Origin of the sequence: Arthrobacter silvisoli (assembly GCF_003369445.1) — a bacterium.
In the GTDB taxonomy this organism is placed as follows: Bacteria; Actinomycetota; Actinomycetes; order Actinomycetales; family Micrococcaceae; genus Arthrobacter; species Arthrobacter silvisoli.
Map to the genome: position 1 here is coordinate 42,357 of NZ_QRCU01000017.1, position 22,794 is coordinate 65,150.

The window sequence follows — 22,794 nt, forward strand, 5'->3', positions numbered from 1 at the left end:
CTAAACATAGCCGTCGACGATCGCGGCGGCGATCTCCTTGTACGCCCGGCGCGTCTCGGGCCGCAACACGTCCAGGGTGACGAGGTCGCCGTCGGCCACTCCCCTGTCGTGCGGCACGGCAATCAGCTGGCGGCAGATCCCGGAGAGGTGTTCCTCGATGGCGCTCTTGTCCACCCGGGAGGACACCTCGTCCTTGTCCGTGATGACCACAATCGCGTTGCGGGCCAGGTCCTCGTAACCGTGGCTGGCGAGCCATTGCAGGGTGCTGCGGGCCCGTTTGGCGCCGCTCACCGCGTACCCGGCGGCGATGATGAGGTTGTCCGCGGACTGCAGGATGCCCTTCATGGCGTTGTGGGTGACACCGGTGCCGCAGTCCGTCAGGGCCACGGAATAGTAGCTGGAAATCAGCTGGCGGATCTTCAAGTACTCGGCCGCGGTGAGGGAGTCCGAAACCTCCGGGTCCTGCTCCCCCGCGATCAGGTGCAGGCGGCCGGCGTGGTGCATGTAGCGGGAGAGCCCGGTCAGGGAGTCGATGCTCTCCAGGTTGCCGAGCAAGTCGGTGATGGTGCGCGGGGTGGAGCGCTGGTAGATGCCCTCGCCGAGTGCGCGTTCCACGAGGTCGCCGGAGTCCGGGTTGGCGTCGATGGCGCACGGCGGATCCCCACGGTATTCGGCCAGGGTCAGGCCCACGCCTACCGTGGTGGAGGTCTTGCCAATGCCGCCCTTGAGGCTCAGGATCGCCGTGTTGAAGCTGCCCTGCAGCTGCCGGGAGATCCTGCGCGCGAGTTCATCTTCCTGGCGCTGCTTGGCGCTGGGCCCGAGGTTCCAGGCGCCACCGGTGAGCCGGTAGATGGCCCCGCGGAACCCTCCCACAGGGCGCGGCTTCTGTTCCTTCACGAAGGAACCCGGGGAGCTGATGAAGTCGGGCATCGGCGCCGAGCGCAGGGCTGTGCGTTCCGCTGAGCGGTCCCCCTGGGTCCCCGGAGCGTCGACGACGGCGGCATCCGGCACTGGGCTGGGATACCCTCCCGCAGTGGTTTCCACCGCTGCTGCCACTGGGCTCCCGGCTGCGCCTGCTTCGGGGCCGCTTTCTGCGTCCGAGGCATCGGCTGCGGCGGCTGCCGCTGCCCAGGAACTGCTCTGGATCAGGCCGCCCGAGGCGCTTCCCTGGTCCGGGGTGTTTGCGGAGACGATAGGCATGTTTCCTGTCCGGGCATCGTCCTGGGCACGTCGGCGATCGCGGCGGCTGCGGAACTCTGGCTGCCCTTCGGTAGCAGTGGCTGGGTCGTTGTCGTTCTGCACGGAATCCGCCATGGTGTCGTCCCCCCGGACCCGCAACGGCGCGCGCTGCGGAGCTCGATTGAAATGCATCAAACGCTAAGTCTAAACGCCAGCTGACAACGCTGCAGGTCAAGACCGCCTTCGATGACCGATCCACCCTGCGCTGTGTGACAAAGCGAACACGCGCAGGAACAAGTCGCGACCCGCTTCCGCGGACCATACTCCCTGCATGAGACCTTCACCACAGTCCCTTGGGCAGCCCACACTGACGGCACCGCGGCAGGAGCTGCGGCGCGATGCGCTCGGCGTCGGCGGCATCGTGTTCCTCGTCCTCGCCGCGGTGGCACCGCTGACCGGCATCATCGTGATCGCAACCATCGGCATCGCCGTGGGCAACGGCGGCGGCATGCCCGGTTCATTCCTCATTGCCACCGTCATCCTGCTGCTGTTCGCGGTGGGGTATGCCCAGATGGCCCGCACCCTGGTCAGCGCCGGCGGCTTCTACGCCTTCGTAGTACGGGGCATGGGCCGGCCCTTCGGCCTCGCCGCCGGCTTCATTGCGATGCTGGGCTACAACTGCTTCGTTGCCGGCGCCATCGGGACCTCCGGCTTCTTCACCGCCACGGTCGTCAAGGACCTCACCGGGCTGGACCTTCCCTGGTTCATGTGGAGCCTGGTCTCCGTTGCCGCCGTCTTCCTGCTCAGCCGCCGCGGCATCGATGTCAGCGCCAAGGTCCTGGGGGTCTGCCTGGTGCTGGAAGTGTCGATCCTGCTGGTCCTGGACTTCTCGGTGCTGTTCCGCCACGGTTTCGCCCCCGCGGCATTCTCGCCCGAGTTCGTGTTCTCCGGCTCCCTTGGCCTCGGCCTGCTGTTCGCGGCCAACTGCTTTGTGGGATTCGAAGCCACCGGCCTGTTCGGCGAAGAAGCCAAGGATCCGCGCCGCACCATCCCGAAGGCCACCTACCTGTCCATCCTCTTCATCGGTGCCTTCGCGGCCTTCACCAGCTGGGCGATCGTCAGCGCACTCGGGGTTGAACAGGCGCAGGGAACGGCCCTGGAACACCTGGCCACCGGGGACCTTGTCTTCGCGATTTCCACCGAATACCTCGGCGACTTCCTCACCAAGACCATGATGGTGCTGCTGCTTGTCTCGCTCTTCGCGGCACTGCTGGCGCTGCACAACTCGGCGTCCCGGTACATCTACGCCTTCGGACGCGTGGGCGTCCTTCCGCCCGCCCTCGGCCGGACCCGTCCGGGCAGCGGCGCCCCGCAGAACGCCAGCCTGGCCCAGCTCGCCTTCGGCACGGGCATTGCCTTCATCTTCTGGATCGCCAAGCTCGACCCGATCACGGCACTCACGGCGTCCATGACGGGCTTCGGAACCCTCGGGATCCTGAGCCTGCAGCTCCTGGCTGCGGTGGCCGTCGTCGTGCATTTCCGGCGCCAGCGGGATCCGCGGCTCTGGCGGACGCTGGTTGCTCCGGGTCTAGGGGCGGTGGGGCTGGCCTTGATCGTCGGGTTGGCGGTCTCGAACTTCCCGGCGCTGGCCGGTTCGGACAACCCCGTCATCGGCGCCCTGCCGTGGCTGCTGCTGCTCGCGGTGGTCGCCGGCGTGGCCACGGCGGCGTGGCTGAAGTCCCGGCGGCCGGCAGTCCATGAGGGGCTGAGCCGGGACATGGAGCGCTTCGACCAGGAACGCGCGTAGCGGGGCCTGCACTCTTCACAGCCGGGTCCCACAGGGGCCCGGCTCAGGCCTGCGTTTCCTGGAGCCGCTTGATGAACCAGCGCGACTGCTCCGGACCGTACGGCAGCACCGGGATCGCCTTGGTGGCATCGGTGGGCATGTCCCGGATGGACTGCCGGGCCTGGCGCACCGCGGTGGTCATGGTGTCGGCCAGGGTCTTGACGAACTGGTCGCTGCAGGGTTTCCCGTGTCCGGGAATCAGGAATTCATAGCGGTGGCGCAGGGCCGAGATGTGCCGCAGAACGTCCGCCCACTCTTCCGGGTAGGAATCCTCGAAGGAAGGGTGGGCGCCCTGCTCCACGAGGTCGCCCGTGAAAAGGGTGCTGGGGGTGCCCACCAGGAGGTCGCCGTCGGTGTGGCCGCGGCCCAGATAGAACAGGGTGACAGTCAGTCCGCCCAGGTCCACCAATACCGGCTGGTCCTTGACGATGGCGTTCGGAATGACGATCTCCGCCGCTTCGCCGGTTCCGGCGGCCATTTCCGGTTCGATGTCCGCCACCAGGCGGCGCTGGTGGTCGCCGTCGTCGTCGATCGTTGCGGCGCAGTTGACGTGTGCCCAGAACTCGGTGGCACCGTCGTCGGCGAACACCGCGTTGCCGAAATAGTGGTCGTAATGGGCGTGGGTGTTGACCACCACCAGTGGCAGCTCCGTCTTTTCGCGGACGGCGGCCAGGATCTCCCGGCCCTGCCGCGGACCGCAGCCGGTATCGATCACCATGGCCCGTTCCTGTCCCACCACCAGGCCCGTGTTCAGCAACCGCCCAGGGGTTTCCAGCACATAGTTATCCGGGCCTACTTCGAGCCAAGCTGACATTTCGTCTCCGTATCCAGACGCATTCCGGCGGTGTTCAGGCCTCGATTCTACCCACGCAGCGGTGGCGGATCCGGCAGGTTGCCCGCCGCGTCAAGCCGGGTCTGCCGGAAACCCGCACGCCCCCGACGGCGGCGTGGAACCCCTTGTTTCGTGCCCCGCCGTCTGCTTCCCTGAAGGTGTGCCGGGCCGCCGACGGACCACCTCAGGCGTGGTTGCCCCGGGCCGGCGGAAGGGGCTTCTGCCATGGATTCCTTGTGGCTTCAGAACAGCACCAGGATCGACAGCGACCAGTTCACTCCCGGGAACACCTATGATGTGGTCGTTGCGGGCGCGGGGATCACCGGCCTGGCCACCGCCGTGATGCTTGCCCAGGCTGGTTCCACCGTCCTCGTGCTTGAAGGGCGCCACGTCGGGGCGGCGGCCACGGGAAACACCACGGCCAAGCTGAGCCTGCTGCAAGGCACGGTGCTGTCCGGGCTGCGGAGCATGTATTCGATCCGGCAGGTCCACGCCTACGTGGATGCGAACCGGGCCGCCCAGGAATGGCTGCTGGGTTACCTCGAAGGGCGCGGCGTGCCGTTCCAGTACCGCGACGCCTACACCTTCGCCACCACCGCCGCGGGAGCGGAGAAGCTGCGCACCGAACTGGAGGTGTCCCTGGCGGCCGGTCTTCAGGTGGAGGCGACCCGCGAAACGGGGCTTCCGTTCGACGTCGAAAACGCTTTGCGCCTTCCACGCCAGGCCCAGTTCAACCCGATGGACGTCCTCAGGGCGTTGGCTGCGGATGTCCGGGCGGCCGGCGGAAGCATCGTCGAAGGGGTGCGGCTCATGAACGTCCGCGCTGGCAATCCCCTCACCGTGGTCACGCGCCGCGGCGACGTCCGCGCCGGAACCGTGGTCCTGGCCACTGGCACGCCGGTCTTGAACCGCGGCCTCTACTTTGCCAAGCTTCGGCCCAACCGCTCCTATGCCGCCGCGCTGCGGCTCCCGGACGGGGTCACCCCGCCGCCGGGAATGTACCTGTCGGCCGAGCCGCCGACCCGTTCGATCCGCGACTTCCCGGCGCCGGGCAGCGAAGGTCCGGGCGGCTCCCTCCTGCTGGTGGGCGGCTTCGGGCACCCGGGCGGGCGGGCGCCGTCGCCCAAGGCCAAGCTGGACCAGCTCGTGGCCTGGGCGCAAGGGCACTACCCCGGCGCCGAGTTGACGCACACGTGGTCCGCACAGGACTATCAGGCGATCAACCTCATGCCGTTCTTCGGCAAGCTGCCCCGGGGACGCGGCCGGATCCTCTTCGGCACCGGCTACAACAAATGGGGCATGACCAACGGCGTGGCCGCGGCCCTGGACATCGTCTCCGACATCACAGGCAGCCCGCAGAACTCCTGGGCGCGCACCATCCACTACCGCACCACCGGGCCCCGGGGCACGTCCTCGGCGGTGTCGTTCAACCTGGACACCCAGCTGCAGAACGTGCGCGACAACGCCGCGCTGAAGAAGAAGCCCGAAATCACGGAGGAGACCACTCCCGCGGAGGGCACCGGCGTCACCGGGTTGTTCCATGGCAAGCCCGCCGCGGTCTGCACGGTGGACGGAGTCACCTGCCGTTTGTCCGCGCACTGCGCTCACCTGGGCGGCATCCTGCACTGGAATGACGCCGAAAAGTCCTGGGATTGCCCGCTGCACGGTTCACGCTACTCGGCCTCGGGCAAGCTCCTGGAGGGCCCGGCCACGCACAACCTGCTCAAGCTGCAATAGCGGAGCGAAGCGGCGTTCCCGCCCGCTTGCTTTTGCCAACACCGGCGCGTCTGCCACGACACGCCGCTGTCCGGCGCCGGTTCAGGGTGACCTGGAAAGCAAGCGGGCAGGAGCGTCAGAAGCCGTTCCTCCCGCCGGCCTCTGCCCTAGAGGTCCGAGAGCACGGCTCCAGGGTTCTCGATGGCGTCCGCCACGTAGCGGAGGAAACCGGCCGCAGTTTCGCCGTCGCACACCCGGTGGTCGAAGGCGAGGGTCAGTTCGGTGACTTTGCGGACCGCGAGCTGGCCGTCCACCACCCACGGCTTGTCGATGATCCGGCCGAGCCCCAGCATCGCTACTTCGGGGTAGTTGATGATCGCGGCGGACCCGTCTACGCCGAACACGCCGTAGTTGTTCAGGGTGAACGTTCCGCTGCCCAGTTCCGCCGGGGTGGCTTTACCGTCGCGAGCGACTGCGGTCAGGCGGCGGATCTCGGCGTCCAGTCCGCGGGCGCTGAGCTTCTCCGCACTGCGGACAGAGGGAACGACGAGGCCGCGGTCGGTCTGGGCGGCGAAGCCAAGGTTGATGCCGTCGAAGGCCACCATCTCCTGGCTGCCATCCGGCAGTGTTTCGAAGCGTGTGTTCAGCTCCGGGTACTTCTTCAGCCCGGCGGTGACGAAGCGGGCGATGAACGCGAGCAGGCCAGGCACGTGCTGGTCCCCCGCCTTCTTCAACCCGGCCCGCAGTTCCAACAGCGCGGTGGCATCCACATCCACCCATACCGTGGCTTCGGGGATTTCGGAGCGGCTGCGGGCCATGTTCGCGGCCACGGCCTTGCGCACCCCGCGGACCGCCGACCGCGAAGCCACGGCCAGCCCGGTCCGCGAATCCAGGGAGCCGGCAGGCGCCTCCGCAGCAGCAGGTGCCGGTGGGGCCTTGCGTGGCTCCGCGATCGCAGCCTCCACGTCGCGCCGCAAGATCAGCCCGCTCTCCCCCGAGCCAGGAACGCTCTCCAGCGAAACCCCATGGTCCCGGGCCATCTTCCGCACCAGCGGCGAAATCACGGCAGAAAGCTTCCCAGGAACCCGCGACGCCGCGGGCAAGGACAGTTCAGTGACGGACGTTTCAGGCGCAGAAACGACGACGGCGGCCGGAGCCTTCCGCGGCCGCGTCCGACGCGCCTCACCCCCGCCGGACGTCCCGTAGCCAATAAGCACATTCCCCGACCCGGCCCGTTCCTCGGTGCGGTAAGTTTCGGCAGCGGCGGACGAAGAACCGCCGGACGGCGAGTCGACGGCGCCAGCCGGAGCGGATGATGCCGCCCCGGCAGTGGCATCGGAACCGGATGCACCTTCGGAGGCGCCGGAACCACCAGGAGCAGAGATCCCCACAGGAGCCACCGAGATCAGCGGCTTCCCGACGTCGAGCGTCTGGCCGGGTTCGCCGTGCAGCACGGCCACGGTGCCGGCGTACGGGGACGGCACTTCGACGACGGACTTGGCGGTCTCCACCTCGGCAATCGGCTGGTCCACGCGGATTTCGTCGCCCACGGCCACGAGCCAGCTGAGGAGTTCGGCTTCGGTGAGGCCTTCGCCGAGGTCCGGAAGGCGGAAGACTTGCAGTTCGGCGGTCATGGTCAGTTCTCCCATTGCAGATCGTCGACGGCGTCGAGGATACGGTCGACGCTTGGCAGGTAGTAGTGCTCCAGCTTCGGGGCGGGGTACGGCACGTCGAAGCCGGTGACCCGGCGGATGGGGGCGGCCAGGTGGTGGAAGCAGCGTTCCTGGACCCGGGCCACGATCTCCGAGGCGACGGACGCGAAACCGTGCGCTTCGGCGATCACCACGGCGCGGCCGGTCTTGCGCACTGACGCGGAGACCGTCTCGTCGTCGAACGGCACGATGGTGCGCACGTCGATCACTTCGAGGGAGCGGCCTTCCTCGGCTGCCACCGCGGCGGCTGCGAGCGCGGTGGGGACGGAAGGTCCATAGGCGATCAGGGTGGCGTCGGTTCCGGAACGGGCGACGGCGGCCCGCCCCTCGCTGCTGGTTCCTGCGGCGCGGTGGGCGGCGTGCTCGGCGGCGAGCGCTTCGAGGTCCACCTGGTCCTTGGACCAGTAGAGCTTCTTGGGCTCCATGAACATGACGGGGTCGTCGGAGTCGATCGCTTCGCGCAGCATCCGGTAGCCGTCGGCCACGGTGGCCGGGGTGAAGACCTTCAGGCCTGCGGTGTGGGCGTAGTAGGACTCGGAGGAGTCGCAGTGGTGCTCCACACCTCCGATCCCGCCCGCGTAGGGCACCCGGATGACCATGGGCAGCTTGAGGGCGCCGCGGGTGCGGTTGTGCATCTTGGCCACGTGGCTGACGATCTGTTCGAAGGCCGGGTAGGCGAAGGCGTCGAACTGCATTTCGATGACGGGACGCATGCCGTTCATGGCCATGCCCACGGCCATGCCGACGATCCCGGATTCGGCCAGCGGGGTGTCGAAGCAGCGCTGTTCGCCGAAGGTGTCCATCAGGCCGTCGGTGATGCGGAAGACGCCGCCCAGGCGGCCGACGTCCTCGCCGAAAACCAGCACCGAGGCGTCGTCGCGCATCGCGTCGGCCATGGCGGTGTTGAGGGCCTTAGCCATGGTGACGCTTGGGGGTGCAGTGCTTTCCCGACGCGACGCGGTTTCGGCGGCCGCGGCAGCGCTGGCTGCGGCCCGGGCGGTGGCGGCGCTGACGTTGCCGTTCGCTTCCGAGGAGGTGGTGATGGTCATTTTGCGCTCTCCTCGCGGGCGAGTTCGTCGGCCAGCAGCGCGGATTGTTCCCGCAGCTGGGGCGTGGGGCTGGAAAAGACGTAGCGGAAGAGGTTCTGCGGCTCCACCGGAACGTCCTCACCCAGGCCCTCGCGCAGCTGGGTGGCCACCGCTTCTGCGTGATCGGCGATCCGGGCGGCGCCGTCGTCGTCGAGCAGTCCGCGGCTCCTGAGGTAAACGTCCATGCGGCTGAGCGGGTCCTTGGCCTTCCACTCGCTGACCTCGGCGTTGTCCCGGTAACGGGTGTCGTCGTCGGCGTTCGTGTGGGCCTGCATGCGGTAGGTGTTGGCCTCGACCAGCAAAGGCCCGGAGCCTTCGCGGGCAAGCTTCACGGCGCGGTCCAGCACGGCCAGGAGTGCCACGAGGTCGTTACCGTCCACGCGTTCGCCGGCCATGCCGTAGCCCACGGCCTTGTGCGCCAGGGAGGGTGCCACGGACTGGTGGCTGAGCGGCACGGAGATGGCGTACTTGTTGTTCTGCACGAAGAAGATCACCGGCAGGTGGAAGACCGCGGCGAAGTTCAATGCCTCGTGGAAGTCGCCTTCGCTGGTGGCGCCGTCGCCGCACATGGCCAGGACTACGGTGTCCTCGCCACGCAGCTTGGCGGCGTGGGCAACGCCGACGGCGTGCAGCAGCTGGGTGGTCAGCGGGGTGCACTGGATACCCACCTTGTGTTCCTGGGGGTTGTAGCCGCCGTGCCAGTCGCCGCGGAAGATGGTCATGGCCTGCACCGGGTCCACGCCCTTGGCCATGACGGCGACGGCGTCCCGGTAGGTGGGGAACAGCCAGTCGCCGTCGGACAGGCACATGGCCGCGGCCACCTGGCAGGCTTCCTGGCCGTGGCTGGATGGGTAGACGGCCATACGGCCCTGCCGGACCAGCGCCGAGTTCTGGTCGTTGACGCGGCGCCCGACGACGAGCCGCTCGTAAGCGGCCATGAGTTCGGCGTCGCCCGGGATGGGATATTCGTGGCCGGGTTCGGTGCCTTGTTCAGCTTCCGGTTTCAGCGTGCCGTCCGGCGCCACCATCTGGATCTGGTGGTGGGCCGGGAGCATGTAGGCCTCGACGCTGATGCCGAACTTGCGCCGGACCTCGGTTGCCTGGTCCGTGGTGGATTCCTGGCTTGCGGAGATCGTCATTGGTCCGTCCTCTGTTGCACTATTTGCCTCCAAGTATGGTCCTGCACGAAGTTTCGTATCCAGTGCCCGCCGGAATCATGGAAAGGCTTTCGAAAAATAGCTATTCTGGAAGACGAATTGCGGGATGTGAGCTGGGTTACCGCCCGTGTATGGACGAATTGCGCGGGGCTTCCTGCGCCCTGAAGGAGTCACCATGGCCGAAACGGAACAGGAACCGGCCGAGGCACCGCCCGCCACGCTCGAAGTGTCGCTGGACGACGTGGACCGGGACATCATTTCCGAGCTCACGCGCGACGGCCGGATGTCCGTCACCCAAGTGGCCGGGAACGTGCACATCAGCCGCGCGCACGCCTACTCCCGGATCGGGCGACTCACGGGCGAGGGGGTCATTACCAAGTTCACGGCCGTGGTAGACCCGGTCAAGGCGGGGCTGAAGTCCTCGGCGTACGTCACCCTGAAGGTGCAGCAGCATTCCTGGCGGACCTTGCGGGAGCAGCTCCGGGCGATCCCGGAGGTCCAGCACATCGCGCTGGTGGGCGGGAGCTTCGACGTGATCCTGCTGGTGCGTGCCACGGACAACGTGCACCTGCGGCGGGTGATTTTCGACCAGTTGCAGTCCATGCCGGGTGTCATCGACACCCAGACCTTCCTGGTGTTCGAGGACGTGGATACCCGCTAGGACTCCAGCAGGCCCAGCAGGTACTTTCCGTAGCCGCTCTTCAGCAGCGTTTCGGCGCGGTGGCGGAGGTCGTCGGCGGAGATGTAGCCCTGGCGCCACGCGATTTCCTCCGGAGCGCCGATCTTGAAGCCCTGCCGGTTCTCCACCGTGCGCACGAAGCTTGAGGCATCGTTCAGGTCGGCGAAGGTCCCGGTGTCCAGCCAGGCCGTACCGCGGGGCAGCACCTCGACGTGCAGCTTCCCGTTCTTCAGGTACGTCTGGTTGATGTCCGTGATTTCCAGTTCGCCGCGGTCCGAAGGGCGCAGCCCCTTGGCGATGTCGACGACGTCGTTGTCGTAGAAGTAGAGCCCGGGAACCGCGTAGTTGCTCTTCGGGTTGGCCGGCTTTTCCTCGAGCGAAATGGCCTGTCCGGCGTCGTCGAACTCGATCACGCCGTACGCCCCCGCGTTCTGCACCCAGTAGGCGAAGACCGCGCCGCCGTCGACGTCCGTGAAGCGCTCCAGCTGCTGGCCCATGCCGGGCCCGTAGAAGATGTTGTCGCCAAGCACCAGCGCCACGGAATCACTGCCGATGTGCTGCTCCCCCAGGATGAACGCCTGGGCCAGTCCGTCGGGCGAGGGCTGCTCGACGTAGCTGAGGCTGATGCCGAACTGGGAACCATCGCCCAGCAACTGCTGGAACTGCCCGGCGTCCCGGGGCGTGGTGATCACCAGGATGTCGCGGATCCCGGCGAGCATCAGGGTAGACAGCGGGTAGTAGATCATCGGTTTGTCGTACACCGGTACCAATTGCTTGCTGATCCCGAGAGTGATCGGGTGAAGCCTCGAACCCGTCCCCCCGGCGAGGATGATCCCGCGCATACGCCACATCATGTCCTCCCGGCATGGCTTCCGCAAGGCTAGAGTATGGATCCATGGAGAAGATCCTCGTCACGGGCGGGGCCGGATTCATCGGGTCCAACTTCGTCCGTTACGCCTTGGCGCACACGGACTACGAGATCACGGTCCTGGATGCCCTGACGTATGCGGGGCATTTGGAATCGCTCGCAGGACTGCCGCCGGCGCGGTTCCGTTTCGTGCACGGGGACATCGCCGACGCCGGGCTGGTGGACGTTCTGATGGCTGCGGTTGACGCTGTGGTCCACTTCGCCGCCGAATCCCATAATGACAACTCGCTGCACGAGCCGCGACCGTTCCTGGACACCAACGTGTCAGGCACCTACACCCTGATCGAGGCCGCGCGCAGGCACGGGACCCGTTTCCACCACATCTCCACCGACGAGGTCTACGGCGACCTCCCGCTCGGCGATCCGGAGCGGTTCACCGAGGCCACCCCGTACAACCCGTCCAGCCCGTACTCCTCCACCAAGGCCGCATCCGACCTGCTCGTCCGGGCCTGGGTGCGCTCCTTCGGGCTCCGGGCCACCATCAGCAACTGCTCCAACAACTACGGCCCGTACCAGCACGTGGAGAAGTTCATCCCCCGCCAGATCACCAACATCCTGGATGGCGTGCGGCCCAAGCTCTACGGCGAGGGCCGGAACGTGCGTGACTGGATCCACGTGGACGACCACTCGTCCGCAGTGCTGGCGATCCTGGAGAACGGCAGGATCGGCGAAACCTACCTGGTGGGTGCGGACGGCGAACGCTCCAACAAGGACGTGGTGGAGCTGGTGCTCGACCGGATGGGGCAGGACCCGGGCGCATACGACCACGTGCCCGACCGCCCCGGCCACGACCTCCGCTACGCCATCGATTCCTCGAAGCTGCGCGCGGAGCTGGGCTGGACGCCGTCGTACCCGGACTTCGCCGCGGGACTGGACGCCACGATTGCCTGGTACCGCGACAACCAGGATTGGTGGCGGCCGCAGAAGGAGGCAGCCGAGGCCCGCTACCTCGAGCAGGCGCGGCGCCTCCAGGCGCAGGGTGCCGAGGGAATCGCGTGAGCGGGCAGCTGGCGGTCCGGGAGACGACGATCCCGGGCCTGCTGCTGGTGGAGCTCCCCGTGCACGGCGACAACCGGGGCTGGTTCAAGGAGAACTGGCAGCGCCGGGCCATGACCGAACTGGGGCTGCCGGACTTCGGCCCCGTCCAGAACAACGTCTCGTTCAACGCCACGGCCGGGACCACGCGCGGCATCCACGCTGAGCCGTGGGACAAGTTCGTCTCCGTCGCGGCTGGCCGGGCCTTCGGGGCCTGGGTGGACCTGCGCGAAGGGCAGGGATTCGGCCGGCTCTTCACGGCGGAGCTGGATCCGGGTACGGCCGTGTTCGTGCCGCGCGGGGTGGGCAACGCCTTCCAGACCCTGGAAGACAACACCGTGTACTCCTACCTGGTCAACGAGCACTGGTCCCCGGAGGCAAAGTACACGCTGCTCAACCTCGCCGATGAAACCGTGGCCGTCCCCTGGCCACTACCCCTGGAGCGGGCCGAGGTCTCGGACAAGGACCGCGGGCACCCGCGCCTGGCGGACGTGGTTGCCGTCCCGCCGCGGCGGACCCTGGTCCTCGGGGCGGACGGGCAGCTGGGCAGGGCGCTGCGGGCGCTGTACGGCGATGACCCCGCCGTCGAGTTCGCCGCCCGGGACCGTTTCGACCTCGCGTCCCCGGAAGCTTTCGCAGCGCGGGACTGGCGCGACTATCACGTGGTCATCAACGCCGCCGCGTTCACCGCCGTCGACGACGCCGAGACGCCGGAGGGGCGCCGCGCCGCCTGGGAGATCAACGCCGCAGCCGTGGTGCGGCTGGCGCGCACCGCCGTCGAGCACCGGCTGACCCTGGTGCACGTTTCCAGCGACTACGTCTTCGACGGGCTGGCGGGGCCGCACGCCGATGCGGGTCCGTGGGCGCCGCTGGGCGTGTACGGACAGTCGAAGGCCGCGGGCGAGGCGGCAGTCGGCGTCGTGCCCCGGCACTACCTGGTGCGCAGCAGCTGGGTGGTGGGCGAAGGGAGGAACTTCGTCCGCACCATGGCGTCGCTCGCGGCGCGGGGCGTGAAGCCGTCCGTGGTCAATGACCAGACCGGCAGGCTCACTTTTGCCGAGGACCTTGCCGCCGGGATAAGGCACCTGCTGGACTCCAAGGCACCCTACGGCAGCTACAACCTCTCCAACAGCGGCCCCGCGCAGAGCTGGGCGGACATCGCCGCGGACGTCTTCGAACTCTGCGGCCGTCCCCGCAGCGACGTCACCGGAGTACCCAGCGCCGAATACTTCGAAGGCAAACAGGCAGCGCCGCGGCCCTTGGACAGCACCCTGGACCTTGCCGGTATCGAGGCCGCCGGTTTCTTCCCGCCGCCCGCGGCGGAGCGGCTCAAGGAGTACGTTTCACGTCTGGCTGACTGATTCGAGGAATTCCGCCACGTCCGCGCCCACCCGCTCCGGGCATTCCCAGAGCAGCAGGTGCCCTGTGCCTTCGTAGACCACCAGTCGCGCGCCGGGGATCCGGGCTGCGAGGGTTTCCTGGTGCCGGCGCGGCAAAAGGGAATCGTGGGCGCCCCACAGGATGAGCGTGGGCACCGCGATGGAACCGTGCTCGGTAGGCGGCACCGCTTCGCACAGTCCGGCCAGGATTCCCTTCCATGCCCGGGCGGGCATCGCCACACCGTCCTGTACCCGGTCCTCGATGAACCAGGCGGGAACCGTGTGCAGCAACGTGAACCAGGACAGCGAATCGCGCACCCATTGTTCATCCACGGGATCACTGAGCTTCCCGACTTCGGCGGCGAACGCCGGCCGGCTCCGCAGGCTGAGGGGTGCGCCCACGAGGATCAGGGAGTGCACCAGCTCCGGCCGGTCAACGGCCAGCTGCTGTGCCAGGTAGCCGCCGCTGGAGGAACCCAGCACGCAGGCCGAGGCGATGCCGAGCGCCTCAAGGAGGGCGGCGACGTCGTCCGCCATCTGCGCGAGCGAGTACCCGTCCTCCGGTTTGTCGGCGTCACCCTGGCCACGCAGGTCCGGGACGAGGATCGTGAACGACGGCGGCAGGAGCGGCAGCAGGCGGTCGAAGGTGCGGCGGGACTCGGCCCAGGGGTGCAGCAGCAGGAGGGGCGGTGGGGCTTTCGGGGCAGCGCGGTCATTGAGCTCGCAGCCGTCGGCCGGTCGGCGGACCAGGCACGGGACCGTGATCCCGGTGCGGAGCTGTACGCGGCGGAGCTCAGAGTGCATGGCACGAGGCTACGCTCCCGTAGCAGCGGATGGATCTTTCCGACCCCACCAACACAACGTCACCCGCAAGAACGCAGGCTGGGCCGCGCGGCCTAATAATGTCGCAGCTCGGTGATGTGATGGATTCATGGAGAAGACCAGCAGCCTGAGCGAGGGGACGCCGCAATCTGACGCAGCGTTCGACCCTCTGGCTGTGCTGGACGGAATGGTCTCCACTCTTGGATCCCTCGAGTCGGCGATCGCCAGCCTCCAGGCATTGCGGGAATTCACGCTCGCCCTGGCATCCCGGCTCGCGGACGTAATGAACGACGGCGGTGCTGCTTTGGGCGGCACTGTGCGGTCTGGGTTTACGGCTGCGGCTTGGGACTCGCGGTCGGCGGAACTGGCCCAACGGGCGGTGGCGGCCGAGGTTGCCACCGCCACCCGGGCCAACGACCGCAGCATCCAGCGGCAGATGGGCCAGGCCGTTGAGCTGTTGGATCGCTTCCCGGCCGCATTCAATGCTCTTGCGCAAGGACGGATCAGCCTGGCCCATGCCCGGGTGATCCAGGATGCCGGGGCGCCGCTGGATGATCCAGCCGCCTTGGCGCGGTACGAGTCCGTGGTGGTGCCCTGTGCCGAGAAGCAGGCGCCCGGCCGCGTGCGCCGCCTGGCTGTCCGGGAAGCAGAGCAGGCCCAACCCGATCCCCTCGCCGACCGCCATGAACGGGCCGTTGCGGAGCGGCATGTTCGGGTGACATCCCAGCCCGACGGCATGGCAGAACTCACCGCCGTCCTGCCCGCAGCTGTTGCGTACGGCATTCACGACCGGCTCACCCAGATGGCCCGGGCACACGCTGAAGCATGCGCCCAGACCGGGCCGCCGGTCGGCTCGGCGGCGCCGGGTCGGAGCCACGACGAGAACCGGAACACCGATCAGCTGCGCGCCGACCTTTTGGCGGAGCTTCTGCTGCGCGGCGCCCCCACCGCGCACGACACCCCGGACGGGCTCCTCGCAGCCATCACCGCACGCGTGGACGTCACCGTCCCGGTGCTGACCCTGATTGATGGCGGACCTGCCAGCGCCGCAGGCAGCGCGGCCACGAGCAACCCCGCTGCCCGCCGCCCGGAACAGGTCCCGGCCGAGCTGGACGGCCGCCACCCCATCGACCCCGTCACCGCCAGAGTCCTTGCCGGTCAGGCCACCGCGTGGAACAGGGTCCTGACTGACCCGTTCACGGGTGCTGTACTGGCCGTGGAGCGTTACCGGCCCGGCGAAGACCTCAAACGGCTGCTTGCTGCACGGGACACCAGATGCCGTTTCCCCGGATGCGGAATCAGGGCCAGCGACCTGGATCTGGACCACACGCAGGACGCAGCCCTTGGCGGGGCAACGGAAGCCTCAAACCTCGCCGGCCTCTGCCGGCGCCACCACATGCTCAAACATCACTCCCTCTGGAAGGTCCGGCAAACCGGAGCCGGGGTCCTCGAATGGACCAGCCCCACCGGCCGACGCACCACGGACCACCCGCCCAGACCCGCGACAACCACAGTCGGTACCGGCAACAAGCCGCCGCCATTTTAGGACTGAACCGCCGTCAGCCGTTCGGGTACGCCGCAGTGATCGCCTTCTGCTGCAGGACCGCAAACCCAAACAAAGCCACTACTTCCGCTGCTGAGACACGTCCCCGGATCTCAGGCCCGAACGGGTTTGGAACGGCGGCGCAACGGCGATTTTTCGCACGCTGAGGCGTCTTCCGGGACCTCCATCTCGGCGTAGCCTTGAACCGGCACCGGACGCTCCTGTCGCGTCGGAGCCGACGATGCCGCCCCGTGGAGGGCGCGGAGTTTTCGAATTCCGCCCCCGTTTTGCCCATGTTTCTGGGGGGCAGTGGACTGAGGTCGGACAACGGCGCCGCAGTCGCTGTCTGACATGGAGTGCCACGTTCGCGTGGCGGAACAATGACTCCAAAGGTCAAATCATGAACAAGATCCTCAAGCAATTCCTCATGCTGTGCGCAGCGTTCCTGCTCGCGTTCACAGCTGGTGTGTCTGCGGCCCAGGCGAGCAGCCCGCACTTCAAAAAGGGCGGCGACCCCGTCTGTACCGTGAGCATCAGCGGATCAACAGCCACCACCACCTGTCGGGCGGTCCTAACCGGACTCGGAAACGACGACCTTCTCGCCACCGTGAGCGTTTCCGGCTTCGCCGTCTATCAATGCAAGAACCAGGGCGGAAACGTCGCACCCGGGCAGAACAAAGTCCTGATCGGCCCCGCCGTCGCGCCCACGCTGATTGACAGCTCGGCAATCAAGAACGGCAACCTCACCCTCAACACCAATCCAGCTGTACTGTCGGCCCCGGGCACGGTGACAGCCGCGCAGGCCGGATGCCCGAACAGCAACTGGACGGGCGTGAACCCGGTCCTGACGGTGACGTCGATTTCCCTGGCGATTGAACAACCCGTTGGAACGGTCATCTTCAGCTGCTCGAAGTCCGACCCGAACGGTCTGACAAGCCCCGTGGCGCTCAGCTGCTGAGTCAATGCTGCGGGAAGTATTTCCCTCCGCACACAGCAAAGGCTCCGGGCAATTCCGCACAGGAATCCCGGAGCCTTCTCCATCGCTGGCCCTTCGCCAGGCCTAACCCTTGAAGACCGGTGCCCGCTTCTCCTGGAACGCGCGGAAGCCCTCGGCATAGTCGTCACTCTTGCACAACCGGGCCTGCTCGGTGTTTTCCTCAGCCATCGAGGCCCCAAGTCCCAGGCGCTGGTCGCGGATGTGCGCCACGAGTTCCTTGCTGGCGTTGAACGCAACGGTTGCTCCGACCGCCACCCGCTCCACGATGGCCACAGTTTCGGACGGCGTGGCGCAGTGAGAGTGGCCTACACTGACCTCAACTGACAGTCCCTGGGGAGAGACACATGTCAAGACGACGTTCTTGCGGGGCATTGGTGTTGTTCTTCGGAATAGCCTTGGCGGGATGCTCCGGATTCGTGCAGCCACGGGGAACCAGCACGAACCCACAAACGTTCAGCCCGGCCCGCGTAACCGTCGAACCTGACATCTTCGACAAGCAGGGAGAGAAGTGGGATGAATCCTTGGGCGAAGGGTGGGAGATGTCCCCCGCATTCCTTGTCGTGTCAGACGATCAGGACAAGGCGGCTGCGGCGCTCTTTGCAGCGGCAAGACGCATTTTCACGGTGGATCAGAACGGAAACGAACTGACCCCCGCCGAAATGACGGGCGAATACCCTCAGTACACGCCAAACTACGTATCCGACGTCTACCTCACCGATCTGGGACCAATGATTTGGACTGACACCAAGGGGGATGTCACGAAAGCCATGGCCGAAGAAATGCTGCACATCCTTGTCGCCGAACTCCGTTCCCAAGAGATCGCAGCCCGCATCATCGCGCCACCGGCCGACCTCGTTCTCGACGACGAGCGCGTCTGGAAACCTTCGGGCCAGAACCTAGCCTCGAAAACGGTCAGCGAGAAGCCGGCCCCGCGCATCGGCTTCAGCCCTTGAAGACCGGGGCCCGTTTCTCCTGGAAGGCGCGGAAGCCCTCGGCGTAGTCCTCGCTCTTGCACAACCGGGCCTGCTCGGTGTTTTCCTCGGCCATCGAGGCCCAGAGTCCCAGGCGCTGGTCGCGGATGTGCGCCACGAGTTCCTTGCTGGCGGTGAACGCACCGGTTGCCCCGGCCGCCACGCGTTCCACGATGGCGCGGGTCACGGATAGCAGCGAGTCGTCCGGCATCGCCCGGCTGAACAGGCCCTCCGCCACGGCCTCGCTGCCGCTGATGAGGTCAGCGGTGTAGATCAGGTCCAGGGTGCGGTGCATGCCCAGGCGCTCGGTGAAATACCAATGCCCACCCGAGTCCAGCGTGGCGCCCAGCTTGGCGAACGGCGAGCCGAATTTGGCGTTCTCCGCCACGTACACCACGTCCGTAGCCAGCAGCAGCCCAAGCCCGACGCCGAGGCAGGCCCCGTGCGCCGCCGCGAAGGTGGGTGCCGGGAAGGCCGCCATCTTCTTGAGCAGCGGTTCCACCAGGCCGCCAAGATAGGCTTCGGCGTCGTCGTCCTCCGGGGTCACCCCGGCGATGTCCCGTCCGGCACAGAAGGCGCGGCCCTCTCCCCGAAGGAGCAGCGCCCGCACCTCCCCCCGGCCGGCGGCGGCAGCGGCGTCGTCGTACGCCTTGTCCAGTTCTGCGAGCGCCTCCTCGTTGAGGGAGTTCAGCTTCTGGGGTGCATTCAGGACGATTTCGGCGATCCCGCCGGCGATGGACAACTCGATCATGCGTGCTCCTTGGGAAGACGGGCGGTCTTAGACGTCGAAGTCGACGGTGACGTTTTCGCTGGTCGGGTGGGCCTGGCAGGTGAGCACGTAGCCCTTGTCCAGTTCATCCTGCTCCAGCGCGTAGTTTTCGTCCATGGTGACCGTGCCGCTGACCAGTTTGGCGCGGCAGGTGCCGCAGACCCCGCCGGCGCAGGCAAAGGGCACGTCCGGGCGTACCCGCAGCGCGGCGTTGAGGATGGATTCGCGGGCGTGGGTGGGGCTGGAGACATCGCCGGTAAGGCCGTCCAGCTTGAAGGTGATCTTGTAGGTGTCCTCGGACTCGTCTGCGATAACGGGCCGGCCGGCGTTGCCCTCGGGACGGTCCGGGCGGCCGGTGGTGAACAGTTCGAAGCGCACATTCTCCGGCTTCACGCCGCGGGCGGCGAGGGTGTCGCGGCACAGCTGGACCAGCTCGAAGGGCCCGCACAGGAACCATTCGTCAATGTCCTCGGCGTGGATGGCCGAGGACAGCAGGGCCTCCAGCTTCTCGGAGTCGATCCGGCCGGTCATGAGCGGCGCGATCCGCTGCTCGCGGGAGAGCACATGATGCAGAGCCAGCCGGGACGGGTACTTGTCCTTCAGGTCCGCCAGTTCCTCCAGGAACATGACATCCATGGCGGCCTTGTTGGCGTAGATCAGGTCGAAGCGGGTGTCCGGGTTGGCGGCCAGGAGGGTACGCGCGATCGCGATGACCGGAGTGATGCCGGATCCGGCGGCGATGGCCACGAAGGAGCCTGCGTCTCCGGCGAGCTCGCCTGCCATCTCCTGCGGATTGTTCATGGAGTTCATGACGTTGTGCTGCACGGTGGAGCCGTCCCTGCCGTGCTTGGAGATGAACGCGCCCTGCGGGCTCATCACGTCCAGGGTGTCCCCGGCAGCGAGCTCGGCATTGGCCCAGGTGGAGAAGATGCCGCCAAGGTCCTTCTTGATGGCCACCCGGATCTCGCTGCTGCCGTCCGCGAAGCTGCGCGGCTCTGCGCAGATCGAGTAGCTGCGCCGGACCTCGTGGGGCTCGCCGGACTCGTCAGGGAGCGTGGTCCGCAGGGCCACATACTGGCCGGGCAGGTAGTCGTACTGTCCTGCCAGCTCCGCCGGGACGGCGAAGGTGACTTCGATGGCGTCCTCGGTCAGGCGCCGCACCTCGGAGACCGCGAGGCTGTGGAAGGACGCGCGACGGCGGCTGGCCGTGGGGGTTTCGGTGGTCATCTGGCTACCTTTTTCCTTTACAGCACTTTGAAGTAGTCGAACGGTTCCTTGCAGTCCTGGCAGACGTACAGGGCCTTGCAGGAGGTGGAGCCGAATCGGGTCAGTTCCTTGGTGTTCAGCGACGAGCATTGCGGACACTTGACCGCGAGGTTCAGCCGGACGGGGCCGGTGTGGCCGCCCGCCCGGGAATTGCCCGACGGCGGCGCGATGCCGTACTGCTGCAGCTTCGCCTTGCCGGATTCCGTCATCCAGTCCGTGGTCCAGGCCGGTGCCAGCACCAGGTTGACGCGGACGTCCCTGTAGCCTGCCGTGGCAAACGCTGACTTCAGGTCGTCCCTGATGGCGTCCATCGCCGGGCAGCCCGAGTAGGTGGGTGTGATGGTGAGTTCGACGGCGGGCCGGCGGGCGCCGCCGTCGGACACACCGCCGTCGGGGGCGTCTTCAGCCACAGCGTCGCCTTCAGGCACGGCGTCGTCCAGCACGCGCACGGCGCGGAGGATGCCCAGGTCCTCGATGGTGAGGACCGGGATTTCCGGGTCGCAGACAGTGGCGGCGAGCTCCCAGGCTTCCTGCTCGGCGGCCCTGCGCTGTTCGGAGGTCAGGACGGTTTCCATGCTGGTCACCAGCTTGCCCCGGGATGTTCGCGGGCGAGGACCTGCATTTCGGCGAGCACGAAGCCGAGGTGTTCGGAGTGCTTGCCGCGCCGGCCGCCCCCGAGCGACTGCGGGATGCGGTCCAGGCCCAGGCCGCCCTCGGCGTATTCTCCGGCGAGTCCGGCCTCGGCGAGCACCTCGCCGGTGAGGCGGTCGAAGTCTTCCCGCAGCGTGGAAGGCTGGACGCCGGTGCCGGCTTCGGCGAGGCGTGCGGTCAGTTCGTCGTCTTCGAAGATTTCGTCGACGTACGGCCAGAGCAGCCGGAAGCCCCGGATGATCCGGCGCCGGGATTCCTCGGTGCCGCCGGCCAGACGCAGCACCCACTGGGCGCTGTGGTCGCGGTGGTAGTCCACTTCCTTGAGGGCCTTCGCGGCAATCGCGGCAATGGTGGCGTCGGCGGAGCCCGTGAGTCGTTCATAGAGCTCGAACTGGTAGTAGCTCACGATGAACTGCCGCGCGATGGTCACGGCGAAGTCCCCGTTGGGCTGTTCGAAGAGGTGTGCCGAGCGGAACTCCGGCTCGCGGCGGAAGTATGCGAGCTCGTCCTCGCTCTTGTCCCAGTGGGCCCCCGCGTAGGTGAGGAACGATCGGGCGTGGCCCAACTGGTCCAAGGCGATGTTGCCCAAGGCGATGTCTTCTTCGAGCTCAGGTGCCCGGGAAATCCAGTGCCCCAGGCGCTGGGCCAGGATCAGTGCGTCGTCACCAAGGCGCAGGGCGTACTCGGCCACGTCTTCTCCGGGCCTGACGGTGCCGCGGCGCACTTCGAGGGCGATGTCCTCCGGACGCAGGGCGTTACCGGGGGTGATGCGGGTGGCGCTTGCCGAGCCGTCGCCGGAGGCGCCGGCACCGCTGACGCCTACGGAAATGTCGCCGTGGCCTTCGATCGCGAAATCGGTGCTGTGTTCGCTTGTCACAGGTGCTTCACGCCTTCGCTCTTGGTGTAGTAGGTGGCGTGGCGGTAGTCCTTGCCCTGCGGGGATTCGAAGAAGGACCCCTTCGAATCCGGGTCGCTGGAGGAAATCGCGTCGGCCGGGACCACCCAGATGGACACGCCTTCGTTGCGGCGGGTGTAGAGGTCGCGGGCGTTGCGCAGGGCCATGACGGCATCCGGCGCATGCAGCGAACCGGCGTGCACGTGGGAGAGGCCGCGGCTGGAGCGCACGAAGACTTCCCAGAGTGGCCAGGGGGTTTCCTTGGAGTGGGTCTCGTTTGGGTTTGTCATGCTGCGTGTTCCTTCTGTGCTTGCTTGGCGGCGTAGGCTGCGGCGGCTTCGCGGACCCAGGCACCGTCTTCGTGTGCCTGGCGGCGGCGCTCCATGCGCTGCGCGTTGCAGGGGCCTTTGCCGGCCAGGACGTCCTTGAATTCGTTCCAATCCAGCGGGCCGTGTTCCCACTTCTTCGTTTCTTCGTTGAAGCGGATGTCCGGGTCCGGCAGGCTCAGGCCCAGGACCTTGACCTGCTCCACCATCATGCCGACGAAGCGGCTGCGGAGTTCGTCGTTGCTGAAGCGCTTGATGTTCCACGCCATGGACTGCTTCGAGTTGGGTGAATCGTCGTCCGGCGGTCCGAACATCATGAGGGCCGGGGCGTACCAGCGGTTCACGGCGTCCTGGGCCATCTGCTTCTGGGCGGGCGTGCCGTTGGACAGTTCCAGCAGGATCTCGAAGCCCTGGCGCTGGTGGAAGGACTCTTCCTTGCAGATGCGCACCATCGCGCGTCCGTAGGGTCCGTAGGAGGCCCGGCACAGGGGCACCTGGTTGCAGATCGCGGCGCCGTCCACGAGCCAGCCGATGGCGCCCATGTCCGCCCAGCTCACCGCCGGGTAGTTGAAGATCGAAGAGTAGCGGGCCTTGCCGTCGATGAGGTCCTGCATCATCTTGTCGCGGCTCTGCCCCAGCGTTTCCGCGGCCGAGTACAGGTAGAGCCCGTGGCCGGCCTCGTCCTGCACCTTGGCCATGAGAATGGCCTTGCGCTTCAGGCTGGGGGCGCGAGAAATCCAGTTTGCCTCGGGCTGCATGCCGATGATCTCCGAATGCGCGTGCTGGGACACCTGGCGCAGCAGCGTCCTGCGGTACGCCTCCGGCATCCAGTCGCGGGGTTCGATGCGCGAATCTTCCGCGATGATCCGGTCAAAGTACGCCTGGCCCGCGCGTTCCCGTTCCTGCTCTTCGGGGGACAGCTCAGCGGGCACAGACTGCAGGTTCTGCGATGCCATGGTTGCTCCTATATATTTACCGACCGTTCGTTCAGAATATGCGGAAG

Annotated in this window: 21 protein-coding genes and 1 pseudogene; 8 read left to right on the forward strand and 14 right to left on the reverse strand. The window is 67.2% G+C overall.

Annotation, left to right across the window (positions count from 1 at the left end; all coding sequences use genetic code 11):
* A complete protein-coding gene (locus tag DWV11_RS03640; protein WP_115787531.1) occupies positions 1–1,200 on the reverse strand; it encodes a MinD/ParA family ATP-binding protein in 1,200 nt (399 codons plus the stop codon).
* Positions 1,201–1,510: 310 nt separating this feature from the next.
* Here DWV11_RS03640 and DWV11_RS03645 point away from each other — a divergent pair, with 310 nt between their 5' ends.
* Positions 1,511–2,986 (forward strand): APC family permease, encoded by a 1,476-nt coding sequence (locus DWV11_RS03645; protein WP_115787532.1) that lies wholly within the window; start codon positions 1,511–1,513, stop codon positions 2,984–2,986.
* Between the two features lie 43 nt (positions 2,987–3,029).
* On the opposite strand, the gene DWV11_RS03650 is transcribed toward DWV11_RS03645, so the two are convergent.
* On the reverse strand, positions 3,030–3,839 hold the full coding sequence (locus DWV11_RS03650; RefSeq protein WP_115787533.1) for an MBL fold metallo-hydrolase: 810 nt from the start codon (positions 3,837–3,839) through the stop codon (positions 3,030–3,032).
* Positions 3,840–4,082: 243 nt separating this feature from the next.
* On the opposite strand from DWV11_RS03650, the gene DWV11_RS03655 reads away from it, so the two are divergent.
* Positions 4,083–5,594, forward strand: coding sequence for an FAD-dependent oxidoreductase (locus DWV11_RS03655; RefSeq protein WP_115787534.1), 1,512 nt, complete (start codon positions 4,083–4,085; stop codon positions 5,592–5,594).
* A gap of 146 nt (positions 5,595–5,740) precedes the next feature.
* On the opposite strand, the gene DWV11_RS03660 is transcribed toward DWV11_RS03655, so the two are convergent.
* From DWV11_RS03660 to DWV11_RS03670, 3 genes are read right to left on the reverse strand one after another with little or no spacing between them, the layout of a single operon-like run.
* Positions 5,741–7,222: a dihydrolipoamide acetyltransferase family protein gene (locus DWV11_RS03660; protein ID WP_115787535.1), complete on the reverse strand. Its 1,482-nt coding sequence runs from the start codon at positions 7,220–7,222 to the stop codon at positions 5,741–5,743.
* Positions 7,210–8,334 (reverse strand): alpha-ketoacid dehydrogenase subunit beta, encoded by a 1,125-nt coding sequence (locus DWV11_RS03665; RefSeq protein ID WP_115787536.1) that lies wholly within the window; start codon positions 8,332–8,334, stop codon positions 7,210–7,212. The genes DWV11_RS03660 and DWV11_RS03665 overlap by 13 nt, the downstream gene beginning before the upstream one ends.
* Entirely contained in the window at positions 8,331–9,512 is a 1,182-nt protein-coding gene (locus DWV11_RS03670) for a thiamine pyrophosphate-dependent enzyme (RefSeq protein ID WP_115787537.1), read from the reverse strand. Before DWV11_RS03670 ends, DWV11_RS03665 begins: the two co-directional genes overlap by 4 nt.
* A gap of 193 nt (positions 9,513–9,705) precedes the next feature.
* Between DWV11_RS03670 and DWV11_RS03675 the strand changes: the two genes are divergently transcribed.
* Complete coding sequence (locus DWV11_RS03675) at positions 9,706–10,191, forward strand: Lrp/AsnC family transcriptional regulator (protein ID WP_115787538.1); 486 nt, start codon at positions 9,706–9,708, stop codon at positions 10,189–10,191.
* Here the strand turns inward: DWV11_RS03675 and rfbA are convergent.
* Positions 10,188–11,051, reverse strand: coding sequence for a glucose-1-phosphate thymidylyltransferase RfbA (gene rfbA / locus DWV11_RS03680; RefSeq protein ID WP_115787539.1), 864 nt, complete (start codon positions 11,049–11,051; stop codon positions 10,188–10,190). The genes DWV11_RS03675 and rfbA overlap by 4 nt on opposite strands.
* 53 nt (positions 11,052–11,104) lie before the next feature.
* On the opposite strand from rfbA, the gene rfbB reads away from it, so the two are divergent.
* The gene (gene rfbB, locus DWV11_RS03685; protein WP_115787540.1) at positions 11,105–12,136 is read left to right on the forward strand and encodes a dTDP-glucose 4,6-dehydratase; all 1,032 of its coding nucleotides are present in this window, start codon (positions 11,105–11,107) and stop codon (positions 12,134–12,136) included.
* Complete coding sequence (locus DWV11_RS03690) at positions 12,133–13,533, forward strand: sugar nucleotide-binding protein (RefSeq protein ID WP_115787541.1); 1,401 nt, start codon at positions 12,133–12,135, stop codon at positions 13,531–13,533. Before rfbB ends, DWV11_RS03690 begins: the two co-directional genes overlap by 4 nt.
* Here DWV11_RS03690 and DWV11_RS03695 read toward each other — a convergent pair.
* The gene (locus tag DWV11_RS03695) at positions 13,516–14,355 is read right to left on the reverse strand and encodes an alpha/beta fold hydrolase (protein WP_115787542.1); all 840 of its coding nucleotides are present in this window, start codon (positions 14,353–14,355) and stop codon (positions 13,516–13,518) included. The genes DWV11_RS03690 and DWV11_RS03695 overlap by 18 nt on opposite strands.
* A gap of 127 nt (positions 14,356–14,482) precedes the next feature.
* On the opposite strand from DWV11_RS03695, the gene DWV11_RS03700 reads away from it, so the two are divergent.
* A complete protein-coding gene (locus DWV11_RS03700; RefSeq protein ID WP_115787543.1) occupies positions 14,483–15,919 on the forward strand; it encodes an HNH endonuclease signature motif containing protein in 1,437 nt (478 codons plus the stop codon).
* 397 nt (positions 15,920–16,316) lie between these two features.
* A complete protein-coding gene (locus tag DWV11_RS03705) occupies positions 16,317–16,874 on the forward strand; it encodes a hypothetical protein (RefSeq protein WP_115787544.1) in 558 nt (185 codons plus the stop codon).
* A gap of 102 nt (positions 16,875–16,976) precedes the next feature.
* Here DWV11_RS03705 and DWV11_RS03710 read toward each other — a convergent pair.
* A pseudogene (locus DWV11_RS03710) lies at positions 16,977–17,189 on the reverse strand (enoyl-CoA hydratase/isomerase family protein); the annotation flags it as partial.
* Positions 17,190–17,257: 68 nt separating this feature from the next.
* Here DWV11_RS03710 and DWV11_RS03715 point away from each other — a divergent pair.
* Entirely contained in the window at positions 17,258–17,866 is a 609-nt protein-coding gene (locus DWV11_RS03715; protein ID WP_136017875.1) for a hypothetical protein, read from the forward strand.
* Here DWV11_RS03715 and DWV11_RS03720 read toward each other — a convergent pair.
* The 6 genes from DWV11_RS03720 to paaA are packed head-to-tail and all read right to left on the reverse strand — an operon-like array spanning position 17,856 to position 22,747.
* Positions 17,856–18,635 (reverse strand): enoyl-CoA hydratase/isomerase family protein, encoded by a 780-nt coding sequence (locus DWV11_RS03720; protein WP_115787546.1) that lies wholly within the window; start codon positions 18,633–18,635, stop codon positions 17,856–17,858. The two genes, DWV11_RS03715 and DWV11_RS03720, sit on opposite strands and share 11 nt — an antisense overlap.
* A gap of 27 nt (positions 18,636–18,662) precedes the next feature.
* The gene (gene paaE, locus DWV11_RS03725) at positions 18,663–19,880 is read right to left on the reverse strand and encodes a 1,2-phenylacetyl-CoA epoxidase subunit PaaE (protein ID WP_115787547.1); all 1,218 of its coding nucleotides are present in this window, start codon (positions 19,878–19,880) and stop codon (positions 18,663–18,665) included.
* Positions 19,881–19,897: 17 nt separating this feature from the next.
* The gene (gene paaD, locus DWV11_RS03730; RefSeq protein ID WP_210725658.1) at positions 19,898–20,494 is read right to left on the reverse strand and encodes a 1,2-phenylacetyl-CoA epoxidase subunit PaaD; all 597 of its coding nucleotides are present in this window, start codon (positions 20,492–20,494) and stop codon (positions 19,898–19,900) included.
* A gap of 5 nt (positions 20,495–20,499) precedes the next feature.
* Positions 20,500–21,447, reverse strand: a complete 948-nt coding sequence (gene paaC, locus DWV11_RS03735) for a 1,2-phenylacetyl-CoA epoxidase subunit PaaC (RefSeq protein ID WP_115787549.1) — start codon at positions 21,445–21,447, stop codon at positions 20,500–20,502.
* Positions 21,444–21,815: a 1,2-phenylacetyl-CoA epoxidase subunit PaaB gene (gene paaB, locus DWV11_RS03740; RefSeq protein WP_425452041.1), complete on the reverse strand. Its 372-nt coding sequence runs from the start codon at positions 21,813–21,815 to the stop codon at positions 21,444–21,446. Before paaB ends, paaC begins: the two co-directional genes overlap by 4 nt.
* Positions 21,752–22,747 (reverse strand): 1,2-phenylacetyl-CoA epoxidase subunit PaaA, encoded by a 996-nt coding sequence (paaA, locus tag DWV11_RS03745; protein WP_115787551.1) that lies wholly within the window; start codon positions 22,745–22,747, stop codon positions 21,752–21,754. Before paaA ends, paaB begins: the two co-directional genes overlap by 64 nt.
* Between the last annotated feature and the right edge of the window lie 47 nt (positions 22,748–22,794).